Origin of the sequence: Streptomyces sp. NPDC048018, assembly GCF_043202995.1 — a bacterium.
GTDB lineage: Bacteria > Actinomycetota > Actinomycetes > Streptomycetales > Streptomycetaceae > Streptomyces.
Map to the genome: position 1 here is coordinate 86,865 of NZ_JBIDBK010000007.1, position 13,640 is coordinate 100,504.

Sequence of the window (13,640 nt, forward strand, 5' to 3'; positions counted from 1 at the left end):
GGCCCTCAGGGGATCATCACGTGGAATCCGGGTACCGGGCTGGGCTTCCGGCGGCGTAACCTGAGGGCGCCATGCCGTACGAACCACCCACCCACAGTGTCGAGCGCTCGATCCGAGCCACCACCGGCGCCAAGATCATCGCCGGGATCGACGAGGTCGGACGCGGGGCATGGGCCGGTCCCGTCACGGTCTGCGCCGCCGTCACCGGCCTGCGCCGCCCGCCCGCCGGGCTCACCGACTCCAAGCTGATCACCCCGAAGCGCCGGACGACGCTCGCCGCGGAACTCGAGCAGTGGGTCACCGCGTACGGGCTGGGCGACGCCTCGCCGGCCGAGATAGACGAGCTCGGGATGACCGCCGCGCTGCGGTTGGCCGCGGTCCGCGCCCTGCAGGCCCTGCCGGTCCGTCCCGACGCCGTGATCCTCGACGGCAAACACGACTACCTGGGCAGCCCCTGGCAGGTTCGCACGGTGATCAAGGGCGACCAGTCCTGCGTCGCCGTCGCCGCGGCCTCCGTGATCGCCAAGGTCCGGCGCGACAACCTGATGGCCGAGCTGGAGACCGAGGCGGAGGGCTATGCCGCGTACGGCTTCGGGGCCAACGCGGGCTACCCTTCGCCGGTCCACAAGGCGGCGCTCGCAGAGCTGGGGCCCACCCCGCACCACCGGCTTTCCTGGGCCTACCTCGACGCGATGCCGCGCTGGCGGCATCTCAAGAAGGTTCGCATCTCCGCCGAGGCGGCCGCACTGGAAAGCGGGGGCCAGCTCGGCTTCGACTTCTGACTTCCGGCTCCTGGATTCTCCGGTGTTCCCCCTGGGAACCCTCCGGCAGAGCCCCTTTCAGCAGCCGGGGCACACCTGTGTGCCCACCCGCCGGAGCCCCGCGCGACGGCGTTTGATAGATATCCACCCATGCCTCTCATCCCCGAGGAGCCTCAGATTCACGAGAGTGCCCAGGGTCCCCGCGCGACCGCGGCCGCCGGCCGCCCCGTGCCGACCCCTCGACCCGTACCCGGCCCGCGTTCCGCGGCCTCTCCGCGTCCCGGACGTCCGGGCCCCGGACCGGCCAGGCCCGCACCGCCGATGCCGCGCCCGCCCGCTGTCGTCCCCGCCTCCCCGGCGGAGAATCGTTCCGACGCGGGTTCCGCACCGCAGATCCAGGTGATCCCCGCCCCCGCCGACGGCGCGATCGACGCCGCCGAGGAGGCCGTGGACCTGCTCCTGGAGTCCGGCCGGGCGCCCGGCGACGTCCTCGTGCTCACCACCGGTGAGCAGCACCCCTGGGCGGCCCACGAGCTGTCCTTCGGCGAGGCCGCCTACTGGGCGCAGCAGGACGCCCGCGAGGACGTGTTCTTCGCGGACGCCTCCGCCGTGGCCCGGGCGGCCGTCCGCCCCGTGGTGGTCGTCGCGGTCAACGGCGGCTCCGACGAGGACGTCGCGCGCCGACTGCCCGAGGCGATGACGCGGGCGAGTGCCCTGCTGATCGTCTGCGGTGACCCGAAGCGCGTCGACGCCGTGCTCGGCGCGGGCGTCTGATCACACCCGTCCGCACCCCGGCCGCCCCTCGGGCGGCCGGGCGGACTTCCGCGGCGGGACGACCGCCGCAGACGGCCGCTCCGGCCCGTGGTAACGGGCGGTCGTGACCGCCCGCTTCCGGAGACGGCGAGCCGCCTCCCCGGCGCAGCCGCGGATCCGTCCAGCTCCCGCGCCGATCACCAGGTCCGCCGGTGCGCCGCTCTGGAATGGGCGACCCTCGACGCCGGACCGTGCTCCCGACGTTGGTCGCGCCGGTCCTCCGCGGCTCCTGTGGCCGGTCGTTCGGGCCGGTTCGTGGCGTGCGCTGCCGGTTCGTGCCGGGCGCGCGCTGCCGGTGCGATCGGTCCGTACCCCTGTGGCCGGCAGTCCGCTCAGCGGGCGGCGGCCCGGCGCAGGGGTTCGGGCGCACCGCTCGCGATGCGCGGCACCAGCCGGTCGAGGGCGGAGTCCTCGCCCAGCGGCGTCGGCGGCGAGTCGGAACCGGGACTGCGCCCGCCCCGGCCCTCGCCGAGCACCTGCCAGCCGCCTCCGGTCAGCGTGATGTACGCGCCGCAGCGCAGCCCATGGAGCGTGCAGGCGTCCCGCAGCCCCCACATCCAGGCGCCGTCCTCCTCCGTCCAGCGCTCGTCGCCCTCGCGGCAGTAGAGCAGCACGGCCGTGCGTACGGGGACCCGGCGGCGCAGATCGTGCGGGATGACCCGGCGCAGGTGGGCGAGCAGGGCGTTGCGGAACTCCCAGCCGTCGGCCGGGGTCGGCCGACGGGTGAACGAGGCACTGGCGACGAGCCGTTCCTCGTGGTCGAGGACGGCGACGACCGCCGTCGAGGGCGTGGGCGCGTGTCGGGAATGGAGGCCGCTGACGACCTCACGGGGACTGCGCAGCAGAGGGATCCCCGCCGCGGTCCACTCCGCCGGTTCGAGCATCCGGGCGAGGCGGCTGGGCGAACCGGACGACGACGCGGCAGGAACGGCTGAGGACGGAGCGAATCCGAGGGTCACGATCCTCCCTTCGGAGACGCGCCCGCTCCGCGGGCAGGGTCGAGTGAGGGCGCACCACGGCACGGTCCAACCGGACCGCGTTCGGGCCGTGCGGGGCTGCTTCCCAATTCTTCCTGGCCCGTGCGCGGGCGGCAACGAGCAATTGAGGCCGCTGACTGGAATCAACCGGTATGACTCTCATATCCCTGCCCAGTTACCTATTGTTCACGCCCCGTTTCACCCCTGGATGGCGAGTACCAGCGGAAACACTCCCTCGGCTCCCGCCCGCCGCAGGAGCCTCGCCGCCACCGCCAGCGTCCAGCCACTGTCGGCGAGGTCGTCCACGAGCAGCACCGGGCCTCCCGCGGAGACCAGACGCTCCGTCAGCTCCCCGGGGACGACCAGGGCCCGCTGCAGTCCCAGCACCCGCTGCGCACTGTTCGTCCGGGAGATCCGCAGGTCCTGCGCCTCCGGCGCGTACTCCACCGAACCCAGCAGCGGCATCCGCCCGATCTCGGCGATCCGGTGCCCGAGCGACCCCACCAGCCGAGGCCTGCCCTGCGAGGCGACCGTCACCACACCGGCCGGCCGGGGCGGTGCGTCCGCCGCACCCGAGGCCCAACCCCCGGGCCCCTTGGCCCAGTCGGCGAGCACCCGCACCACCGCCTGCACGACGTCGTCCGGCACCTCCCCGTCCGGAGCCGAGTCGGCGAGCATCGGACGCAGGCGATTGCCCCAGCCGATGTCCGAGAGCCGGCCCAGCGCACGGCCGGTGTACGACTGCTCGCCCGCGGGGATGCGCCCCTTCAGATCCACGCCCGCGGCGGGGAGTCCGGTCGGCCACATCTTGCGCGGCTCCACCTCCACGCCCGCCCGGCCCAGCTCGCCACGGGCGGTGTCCAGGGCCGCGTCCGACACCTTCGGGTCGAACCTGGCCCCCGCGCAGTTGTCGCACCGGCCGCACGGTGCCGCGGCCTCGTCGTCCAGCTGACGGCGCAGGAACTCCATCCGGCAGCCGCCCGTCGCCGCGTACTCCCGCATCGCCTGCTGCTCGGCGTCCCGCTGCCGGGCCACCCACGCGTACCGCTCGGTGTCGTAGACCCAAGGCTGCCCGGTGCTCTCCCAGCCGCCCTTGACCCGCTTGACGGCCCCGTCCACGTCGAGGACCTTCAACATCGTCTCCAGCCGCGTCCTGCGCAGCTCGACCAGCGGCTCGAGGGCGGGCAGCGACAGCGGGCGGCCCGCGTGGGCCAGGACGTCCAGGGTGCGCCGCACCTGCTCCTCCGGAGGGAAGGCCACCGAGGCGAAGTACTGCCAGATCGCCTCGTCCTCCTTGCCGGGTAGCAGCAGCACCTCCGCGTGCTCCACACCGCGCCCGGCCCGGCCCACCTGCTGGTAGTAGGCGATGGGGGAGGAGGGCGAACCGAGGTGCACGACGAACCCCAGGTCGGGCTTGTCGAAGCCCATGCCCAGCGCCGACGTCGCCACCAGCGCCTTGACCCGGTTGGCCAGCAGATCGTCCTCGGCCTGCTGCCGGTCGGCGTTCTCCGTCCGGCCGGTGTACGAGGCGACCGCGTACCCGCACTGGCGCAGGTGGGCCGTGACCTCCTCGGCCGCCGCCACCGTCAGCGTGTAGACGATCCCGGAGCCGGGCAGCCGGCCCAGGTTCTCGGCCAGCCAGGCCAGCCGGTGCGCCGCGTCCGGCAGCCGCACCACGCCGAGGCTCAGGCTCTCGCGGTCCAGCGGGCCGCGCAGCACCAGGGCGTCCGTGTCCGTGCCGGTCCCCAGCTGCTCGGCGACGTCCGCGGTCACCCGGGCGTTGGCGGTGGCGGTCGTCGCCAGCACCGGCACCCCGCGCGGCAGGTCCGCGAGCATCGTGCGCAGCCTCCGGTAGTCCGGCCGGAAGTCGTGCCCCCAGTCGGAGATGCAGTGCGCCTCGTCCACGACCAGCAGACCCGTCGCCGCAGCGAGGCGCGGCAGCACCTGATCACGGAAGTCGGGGTTGTTGAGCCGCTCCGGGCTGACGAGCAGCACGTCGACCTCGCCGGCCGCGACCTCCTGCTGGACGGTGTCCCACTCCTCGGTGTTCGACGAGTTGATCGTGCGGGCGCGGATGCCCGCCCGCGCGGCCGCGTCCACCTGGTTCCGCATCAGCGCGAGCAGCGGAGAGACGATCACCGTCGGACCCGCGCCGCGCTCGCGCAGCAGCGAGGTGGCGACGAAGTACACCGCGGACTTGCCCCAGCCGGTCCGCTGCACGACCAGCGCCCGGCGTCGGTCCGCGACGAGCGCCTCGATGGCCCGCCACTGGTCCTCGCGCAGGCGGGCGGCATCCGTCGGGTCCGAGACGAGGCGGGCGAGCACGGAGTCGGCGGCCGCGCGCAGGGCGGCGCGGTCCTCGGGGCGGTCTGCGTTGGTCATGCCCCCATGCAACCCGATCGGTCCGACAAAGCGCGAACGAGCCGCCAGGCCTGTGGATAACTCCGGCGACCGCCCCGCCCGAGTTATCCACAGGGGTTTCGCGATCGGCGGTGCTCGCGGGACCGTCGTGACCATGAACGCGAACCACCACGAATCACACGGATCGTCCACGAGCCGGCAGATCACCCTGCGCGGTCCGGCCGAGCTGGCCGACGCCCTGCCCTTCATGCTCGGCTTCCACCCCAGCGACTCCGTCGTCCTCGTCGCGCTGCACGGCGAGCGCGGACGGTTCGGCGGCCGGGTCCGGGTCGGCATTCCGGGCTCGCCGCGCGAATGGTCCGCCATCGCCGACCACCTGGCCGAGTGCCTCGTCGAGGGCAGCACCCGCCGCAGCGAGGACCGCCCCGACGCCATCGTCGCCTTCCTCTGCCAGGAACCGGCACCGGGCGAGACCGGCAAGCGGGTGATGGAGCGGCTGCGTCCCTTCGCCCAGCGCCTGCGCACCGCCTGCGGCGCGCTGGACATCCCCGTCCTCGAAGCCCTCTGCATCTCCGACGGCCTCTATTTCTCCTACTGCTGCCCCGACGCCCGCTGCTGCCCGCCCGACGGCACACCGCTCGCCCTCTCCGGTACGTCCGTGATGGCGGCGTCCGCCGCCTACGCCGGGATCCAGGTGCGGGGCACCCTCAAGGACATGGAGGCCCGTCTGAAGCCGCGCGGATCGGACGGCGACGCCGTGCAGCGTGCCGCCCTCGACGAGGCAGCCAAGGTCATCGTGCCCCGCCTGCTCGACGCGCCGGCGAGCGGTCCTGCCCGGCAGGAGACGCGGGAGACGACCCTGGCCGTCGTCCGCCGCCTCATCGAGCGGTTCTCGCGACCGGCGGAGCGCCCGGCGACGGACGCGGCCCTCAGGGAATCCAGGGATGCGATTCCGGTCGGCCTCGCAGGCCTCGCGAGCGGGGCGGTGACGGGCACGGCGACGGCCGACGCACACGACGACGCCCTCCTGACTCCGGACGAGGCGGCCACGGTCATCCTCGGACTTCAGGACCGGGAGACCCGCGACCAGGCCGCCGAATGGATGGAGGGTCCGGACGCCCTCCCCGCCTTGCGGCTGTGGCGCGCCCTGTGCCGCCGCTGCGTCGCTCCCTATCAGGAGTACGCGGCGGCCCCGCTGACCCTGGCCGGCTGGGTCGCCTGGTCCACCGGCGACGAGCCCTCCGCCCGGGTCGCCCTCGGTCTCGCTCTGGAAACCGACCCGGACTACCTCTTCGCACGCCTCCTGCACCAGGCCTGCAACGAAGGGCTGGACCCGGAGTCGCTGCGCGACTGTCTGCGCAGGGAACGGGACGCACGTGTCGCAGCGGAGGTCCCACCGGGACAGGACGCGGTCCCCGGCTCGAGCACCCCGGGCGACGGCCGGATTCCCGCACCAGTCGCCGACCCACCCGTCCGTGAGCGCCGACGGGCCCGCCAGGCGGCCCGCCGCACCACCCGCCGGGCCGCCCGGCGTGCCGCCGGGGCGGGCCGAGGCCCCGCGCGAACGGCCTCCGTCCGTCACGACGCGGAATCCAGGCGCCCCAGGGCCGGAGGCGCGCGGCGGACCCGGACGCGTACCCGGCGGCGTGGGGCCAGGAGCGGCGAATGAGGGGGGCCGGCGCCGTGACCGGGCCGCCACGCGGTGCGGTCGGCCCCGGGGGCGCCGGGGGCCCGGCCGCGGACACGCCGGTCCGCGCCCCGGTGGTCCGCGTCGGGGGCCGGGGCGGGGGCCGGGGCGTGGGACGGACGCGCGCCGCCGGGGCGTCCTCCCTCCCCCGTCGCCCGATCGCCCGGAGGAAGGCCGGGATCGGACGGTCCGCTCCGCTCCCGGCCGTGACTCCTCGGCCCGTGCGGGCGTTCAGGTCTGTGGCGGTCCCGCAGGAGCCGTGCCGCCGATCCACGGCCGCGCCCGCGGACCGCCGGTGCCGCCCACGCGGGTCCGACGGCGGACACCCCCGGGGCCGGTCGAGCCACCCGGACCGCACAGAGAGCCCCGAACTTCCGTCATGGTCCCCAGTTCCGCCCAGGCCCCCGGACACCCCGCCCGTAACGGAGCTCCGTCACCGGGGCCGGAAACCGGGGCGGTTCGCCCCGGTGACCTGCCCGCCGTGCACGACATGCTCGTCGGTGTCGCCCTCCCCGCCCTCGTCGTCAGCCCCCGGCACGGCCAGCTCACGGGCGCCGGCCTCGAGGGGGTCTTCCTCGCCGGACGCCGCCTTCTCGCGCGCTGTGTCCTGCGGGTCGCCGGCCGCGAGCCCGTCCCGCTCCGGGGCCGTTCGACCGCCGCGGACCGTGCCGACTTCCTCGGCGTCCTGCGGCTGCCCGGGGACACCGGCCCGGACCCCGGCCTCGTCGTCGAGCGGTCGCGCGAAGCCGACGGAACCGAGCGCATCACCCTGCGCAGCTCCGCCGCCCGGCCGCTGCGGCTCCCGGTGGAGCTCGTTCTGGGCACGGATCTCGCGGACCTGGGCCCGGTGGCGGCCGGGCGCCCCGGCGCCGAGCTCTCCGCGAGCGTCCACGGCACCGGCCTTCGCTGGACCGCGGACGACGGAGCCGCCGTCACCGTCTCGGCGGACCCACCGCCCAGCGACGCCCTGGCAGCGGCCGGACTCCTCCGCTGGGAAGCCGAAGTGGCCCCGGGAGACTCCTTCGCCCTCACCCTCCGGGTCCGTGGTGAGCGCTCCGGCCGACCGCTCGGCGCGAGCGGCGGCCGGCCCGGCGGGCACGTCCTCGCCGACGCGGTCGCCGAGGGGGACGACCCGCGGCTCGGACCCCTGCTCCGGGCCTCCGTCGCCGATCTGCGCGCCCTGCTCCAGCGCGACCCCGAGCACCCCGCCGACGTGTACCTCGCCGCCGGAGTGCCCTGGCGCTCGGGACCCGTCACCGCCGAGGCGCTCTGGGCCGCCCGCATGGCCCTCCCGCTCGGTACCCGGCTCGCCGCGACCACCCTGCGGGCCCTCGCCCGCACTCAGAGCGCCGGGACGGGGCCCGACGCGGGAAGGATCCCCGGACCGCTCAGGGACGCCGGCCCGCACCTACCGCCCCGGTGCACCGGCGTCGAGGCCACTCTCGCCTTCCCCGCCGTCCTGGCGGAGGCCCGACGCTGGGGGATGCCCGAGCAGGACCTGGCCGAGCTGCTCCCCGCCGCCGAGCGCTGCCTCGGATGGCTGCGCGGTGCCGTCGAGGACAGCGGGTTCGTGCCGGACCCGTGGCCCGCCGGACCGGCGAGGGCCGAGACCCAGGCGCACGCGCACCGCGCCGCCGTGCTCGGTGCCGACCTCCTCGACGCCTGCGGCCGCCCCGGCGGGGAGTGGTGGCGCGAGTGGGCCCGCGAACTGCGCGAACGCTTCCGGAGCGGGTTCTGGATCGACGACCCCTCCGGCGGCCGGCCCGTGCTGGCCCGCACGGCGGACGGCCGGCCGCTACCCCACCTGGGCGGCTGGGCGGCCCATCTCCTCGACAACGGGCTGACCGCTGCCGGATGCGACGCCCCGGGACTGCTGAACAAGTCCCAGACGGAGCGCCTGGCCCGGTTGCTCGCCGCTCCGGGGCTCGACTCAGGCTGGGGCCTGCGGGGGCTGGGGGAGAAGGAGCCCGGGTACAACCCCTTCGGGCACCGGTCGGGGGCGGTCCGCGTGCACGAGACGGCGGTCGCCGTCGCGGGCCTCGCGGCGGCCGGGCACGAGAGCGAGGCGGCGGCGCTGCTGCGCGGGGTACTCGACGCCGCCGAGGCCTTCGACCACCGGCTGCCCGAGATGTACGCGGGGGAGCGCCGGACGACCGGGGCCCTGCCGGTACCGCACCCCGCGGCCTGCCGACCCGCGGCGATGGGCGCCGCGGCCGTGGTGCAACTGCTGACCGCGGTCCTCGGCGTCCGGCCCGACGCCTCGGGGCGCACGGTGGCGCTGCATCCGCTGCGGTCGGCTCCGCTCGGTGAGGTACGCCTGTCGGGGTTGAGGGTCGCCGGCGAGCCGTTCGCGGCACGCGTCGGCCGGCTCGGGCTCGGCATGGTCGAGGAGGCCGCGCCCGGCCTCCAGCTGGGGGTCTGACCTCGCCGCGGGCGTTTCCACGGCGGAAGACGAGCCCCGGCGGAAGAAGAGCGGGACGGGGAGCGGCGGGGCGGAGAAGAACTGGCTTCGGATCCCTCCGGCGGGCGTGTTTATCGTCAGGGAGACGACTATGATCACGGGCATGTCTCCCTACGACCCGTCGGCCTTTCCGCCCTTCGCCGTCACCGTCGATCTGGTCGTGCTCACCGTGCGGCGCCATGCCCTGTGCGCCCTGGTCGTGAAACGCGGGGAGGCCCCGTTCCAGGGCCGCTGGGCGCTGCCGGGCGGCTTCGTCAGGGCCGACGAGGACCTCGACACGGCCGCCGCGCGCGAGCTGGTCGAGGAGACGGGGCTCTGCGTTCACGACCCCGGCCAACCGGAGCGCGAGGCCGGCAACGGCGCCCACCTGGAACAGCTGGCGACCTACGGGGCGCCCGACCGGGACCCTCGCATGCGCGTGGTCAGCGTCGCCCACCTGGCGCTCTCGCCCGATCTGCCCGCGCCCCGGGCCGGCGGCGACGCCAACAGCGCGCGCTGGGCGCCCGTGGAGGAACTCCTCGGATCGGGTGCGGCAGCCGAGGGAGAGCCGCCGGCGCCGCTCGCCTTCGACCACGCCAGGATCCTGGGCGACGGCGTGGAGCGCGCCCGTTCCAAGATCGAGTACTCCTCCCTGGCGACCGCCTTCTGCCCGCCCGAGTTCACTGTCGGCGAGCTCCGCAGGGTCTACGAGGCCGTGTGGGGCGTGGCCCTCGATCCGCGCAACTTCCACCGCAAGGTGACCGGCACGCCCGGCTTCCTCGTACCGGCGGGCGGCACCACGACCCGTCAGGGCGGGCGCCCCGCCCAGCTGTTCCGCGCTGGTGGAGCCACCCTGCTGAACCCGCCCATGCTCCGGCCGGAGGTGTGACCGGGCTCTTCCCGGCGGCCCGAGCCGCCAACCATGCACCGAAAGTCCGAAATCTGGCGTTATCTTGCTGGGAAAGCCGCCCTGCCGCGGAGCGGTCTCACCTACCCGCGAGAGAAGCGATGCTCCAGGCCATCGGACTCACCAGCACCCCCCGCCGGGACCGCCCGCCCGCCGTGGACGACCTCTCCTTCGAGGCCCGGCCGGGCACCGTCACCGCCCTGCTCGGACCCGCCGGCGCAGGCAAGACCACCGCCCTGCGCCTCATGCTGCAGCTCGAACCGGGCCGCGGCGTCACCTACTTCCGGGGCCGCCCGCTGCACCGCGTCGCCCACCCCGCCCGCGAGGTCGGCGTGCTCCTCGGCGACGTCCCCGGCCACCCCTCCCGCACCCTGCGCAGCCAGCTGCGCATGCTCTGTGCCGCGACCGGCGTCCCCGGCACGCGGGCCGACGACATGCTCCGGGCCGTGGGCCTCACCGGAATCCACGACCAGCGCATCGGCACCCTGTCCCGCGCCATGGAGCGTCGACTGGGCCTCGCCTCGGCCCTGTTGGGAGATCCGCACACCCTGCTCCTGGACGAGCCGGCAGCCGGACTCTCCGTCAACGAGAGCGCCTGGCTCCACGAACTCCTGCGCGCCCACGCCGACGAGGGCGGCACGGTCGTCTACACCACGGCCGATCCGAAGGACGCCGCTCGCAACGCCGACCGTGTCGTCACCCTCGACGGCGGTCGGCTCGTCGCCGACCAGGACGCCGCCGACTTCACCCGTACCCGGCTGCGCCCCCGGGTCGCCGTGCGCACCCCGCACGCCGCCCGGCTCGCCGCGGTCCTCACCCAGGAGTCACGCGCCGCCCGCCGCCCCGTGGAAGTGGTCACGGAGGGCGGCAACCGCCTCTCCGTGTACGGGAGCGACTGCGCGACCGTCGGCGAGAGCGCCTTCCGTAACGGTGTGCTCATTCATCAACTCGCCGACGAGATCGGTGCCGCGGGCGATCGCGGCCTCGCAGCCGGGACGGGCGGCGGGGGAGCCGGGCGTACGCGTTCCACCGCCCCCACCACCGCCCGGACCGCAGCTGCCGGGGCCGCCTTCTCCGAGGCGGCCCCGGCAGCCACGGACGCCCCGGGCGCCCTGGAGGCCGGGAGCGCCGCCCGTCAGGAGGCGGGGGAGCGGCGGGGCGAAGGGGACTCCACCGGGGGCGACGTCCGGAAGAGGCGGGCCTGGAGGAGGTCTGCCAGAAATCAGCCGACCCGGAAGAGGTGGCCCAGGAGGAGGGCCGGGGGTGATCCCGCGGCCGGAGCCATCTCTCTGACAGGCGGAGTCGCCTCGCCCGGCGACGGAGCCTCGCCCACCGCTGCCGGCCGGGCGTCCCCGGACGCGTCCCGTGCCTCCGGAGCCGCGGCCCCCGTCCCCCGGGCCGCCGCGGGCGGTCCCGCCCCGCGGCCTGCCCGTTCGCGTCGCGCCCCTCACCGTTCCCCCCTCCGTCCGCTGCGCTACGAGATCCGGCGGCTCCTCGGAGTGCCGTCCACGCCGCTCGTCGTCGCGGGCGTCCTGCTGGTGTCCGTGACGCTCGCCGTGCTGCTCGCGCGCGGTGAACGGACTCCCCTGCCCGCCGCCGTGGCCGGCTGGCCGGGGATCTCCCCGCTGCCGCCCGCGGCCCTCGGGGCCGGGCTCCTCGGGGCCTTCTCCTTCGCGGAGGAGTACCGCTACCCCGCCCTGACCACCGGGCGGGGCGCCGTCCCCCGCCGCCTCGGTCTGCTGCTCGCCAAGCTCGGGGTCGCCGCGGCCGTCGGGGCGTGCCTCGCGGTGGTGGTCGTCGTGGCCGACCTGGAGGCCCTGCGTCTCGTCTACGGCGGCGACTTGATCCCGGTGCCGGGGAACTGGCCCACTCTGTGTGCGAATTGGTTCGGGCTGGTGGTCGGATGCGCCTGGGCGGGGGTGCTCGGGGCGGGGGTCTTCCGGGCCGCGGCCGCCGGCGTCGCCGCGGTCCTGGCCGTGCCGGTGCTCTTCGCGCCGCCCCTGCAGCGTGTTCTGGCCGGAGCGCCCCGCCGCTCCGTCACCGGACTTCCGGCCCGACTGCGCGAGTTCGCGCGCGCCGAGTGGGCGTCGGCCGCCGACCGGTGGCTGATGGGGGCATTGCGGGTGGTCGGACAGCCCGTGGGGGTGGCTCTGACCCTGACGTTGACGGTCCTGCTCTGCGCTTATGTGCTCACGGGGCGCCACAGCAGGGCCCGTTGGTGATCACCTTCGGATCGATCGATTGCGCAGCGCAGACAACTCCCTGAAAAAATACCCGTTATGTCCGATTAATCGTCAATTGTGTAGGGGGTGCCGATCACCCTTTCGTGTGCTTTTCACCAAAGACCTCAAGGGGTGCGAGAGCAACGCCGACAAAGGATGCGTGAGTACCCTTGCGCATACGATGATGACCACCGCCCGCCCCGTCGAGTCCGGCCTCGGCGCGCCGGGCGACCTCGACCGCTACCCCTACGCGGAGGCGCCCGGAGCGGACCGCGTCGGTCCGCCGGCCTGGGAGGCGACGGAAGAACTCGGCCGGGTCGGCCGCAGGACCGCCGGCAGCCGCGGCCGCGGCCTGCACGGACAGCTCGTCCAGCAGCTCGGTCAGATGATCGTCTCCGGTGACCTCGGCGCCGACCGCCCCCTCGTCCCCGAGGAGATCGGTCAGCGCTTCGAGGTCTCACGCACCGTCGTCCGTGAGTCGCTGCGCGTCCTCGAGGCCAAGGGCCTGGTCAGCGCCCGCCCCAATGTCGGCACCCGGGTCCGTCCGGTCAGTGACTGGAACCTGCTCGACCCCGACATCATCGAGTGGCGCGCCTTCGGTCCACAGCGCGACGACCAGCGCCGCGAGCTGAACGAGATGCGCTGGACCATCGAGCCCCTCGCCGCGCGGCTGGCCGCCGGGCACGGTCGCCCGGACATCCAGCAGCGTCTCGCCGACATGGTCGAGATCATGGGCCACGCGTACGCGCAGGGTGACGGAATCACCTTCGCCCGCGCCGACGCCGAGTTCCACGCCCTTCTCATCCAGCTCGCCGGCAACCGGATGCTGGAGCACCTCTCCGGCATCGTCGGCGCGGCCCTGCAGGTCTCCGGGTCGCCCGTGACCGGCTGTGACCGCCCGAGCGACAGCTGCCTCGGGCACCACGGCCGGATCGTCGACGCGCTCGCCGCCGGGGACGCCGTCGCCGCCGAGTCCGCCATGCGCCAGCTGCTGACCGTCCACCCCGAGGTGGAGCGCGTCGTGCCCGCTCCCCGCGAGCACTGATCCGCGAGCCATGGCCGGGAGCGCCGTCACACCCGCACCGCGTGCCGCCCGACCCGAGCGGGGTCCGGGGGCGGAAATCCGCCCCCGGGTACGCCCGGGTCTGGCGGCACGGGGGTGTGATCGTGGAAGGTGGGACCGGAATCATCCGGTCCGAACCCCTTGATCGTGTCGCGTTCCGGAGGTTTCATGGTGGATTGGCCGCAGATGGGGTGTGACTCGGGCCACGCGGATTGGGCGTAACACTCTTCGAAGCCGCGCGATGACCTAAGAGGTGACAGCCGAGGAAGGAATACAGCAGCCGCTCGCGGCGCTGTCCAGTTCCCCGGTCCAGCCCGCGCCGTCGGCACATTCCTGGCCGATGGTCGTCGGCTCCAGCCTGATCCCGGGCGGGGCCGGAAGCCGTTTTCCATCGTTCCGAGAGGTTGTT

Annotated in this window: 9 protein-coding genes; 7 read left to right on the top strand and 2 right to left on the bottom strand. The window is 74.8% G+C overall.

The window, feature by feature from the left end; genetic code table 11:
* Positions 1–71: 71 nt before the first annotated feature.
* Both ACGF1Z_RS26240 and ACGF1Z_RS26245 read left to right on the top strand, forming a co-directional pair.
* On the top strand, positions 72–782 hold the full coding sequence (locus ACGF1Z_RS26240) for a ribonuclease HII (RefSeq protein WP_393008011.1): 711 nt from the start codon (positions 72–74) through the stop codon (positions 780–782).
* Positions 783–911: 129 nt separating this feature from the next.
* On the top strand, positions 912–1,535 hold the full coding sequence (locus ACGF1Z_RS26245) for a hypothetical protein (protein WP_393008013.1): 624 nt from the start codon (positions 912–914) through the stop codon (positions 1,533–1,535).
* A gap of 371 nt (positions 1,536–1,906) precedes the next feature.
* On the opposite strand, the gene ACGF1Z_RS26250 is transcribed toward ACGF1Z_RS26245, so the two are convergent.
* Both ACGF1Z_RS26250 and ACGF1Z_RS26255 read right to left on the bottom strand, forming a co-directional pair.
* Complete coding sequence (locus tag ACGF1Z_RS26250) at positions 1,907–2,533, bottom strand: hypothetical protein (protein WP_393008015.1); 627 nt, start codon at positions 2,531–2,533, stop codon at positions 1,907–1,909.
* 216 nt (positions 2,534–2,749) lie between these two features.
* The gene (locus tag ACGF1Z_RS26255) at positions 2,750–4,933 is read right to left on the bottom strand and encodes a RecQ family ATP-dependent DNA helicase (protein ID WP_393008017.1); all 2,184 of its coding nucleotides are present in this window, start codon (positions 4,931–4,933) and stop codon (positions 2,750–2,752) included.
* Between the two features lie 133 nt (positions 4,934–5,066).
* Between ACGF1Z_RS26255 and ACGF1Z_RS26260 the strand changes: the two genes are divergently transcribed.
* The 5 genes from ACGF1Z_RS26260 to ACGF1Z_RS26280 all read left to right on the top strand — a co-directional run bounded on the left by ACGF1Z_RS26260 (position 5,067) and on the right by ACGF1Z_RS26280 (position 13,213).
* Complete coding sequence (locus tag ACGF1Z_RS26260) at positions 5,067–6,581, top strand: DUF4192 domain-containing protein (protein WP_393008019.1); 1,515 nt, start codon at positions 5,067–5,069, stop codon at positions 6,579–6,581.
* A gap of 397 nt (positions 6,582–6,978) precedes the next feature.
* Positions 6,979–9,021: a glycogen debranching N-terminal domain-containing protein gene (locus ACGF1Z_RS26265; RefSeq protein WP_393008021.1), complete on the top strand. Its 2,043-nt coding sequence runs from the start codon at positions 6,979–6,981 to the stop codon at positions 9,019–9,021.
* 142 nt (positions 9,022–9,163) lie between these two features.
* Positions 9,164–9,928 carry an NUDIX domain-containing protein gene (locus tag ACGF1Z_RS26270; RefSeq protein ID WP_393008023.1) on the top strand — a complete coding sequence of 255 codons (765 nt, stop codon included), beginning with the start codon at positions 9,164–9,166 and terminating at the stop codon, positions 9,926–9,928.
* A gap of 119 nt (positions 9,929–10,047) precedes the next feature.
* Complete coding sequence (locus ACGF1Z_RS26275; RefSeq protein WP_393008025.1) at positions 10,048–12,168, top strand: ATP-binding cassette domain-containing protein; 2,121 nt, start codon at positions 10,048–10,050, stop codon at positions 12,166–12,168.
* Between the two features lie 160 nt (positions 12,169–12,328).
* Positions 12,329–13,213, top strand: a complete 885-nt coding sequence (locus ACGF1Z_RS26280; protein WP_393008027.1) for a FadR/GntR family transcriptional regulator — start codon at positions 12,329–12,331, stop codon at positions 13,211–13,213.
* The last annotated feature ends 427 nt before the right edge of the window (positions 13,214–13,640 follow it).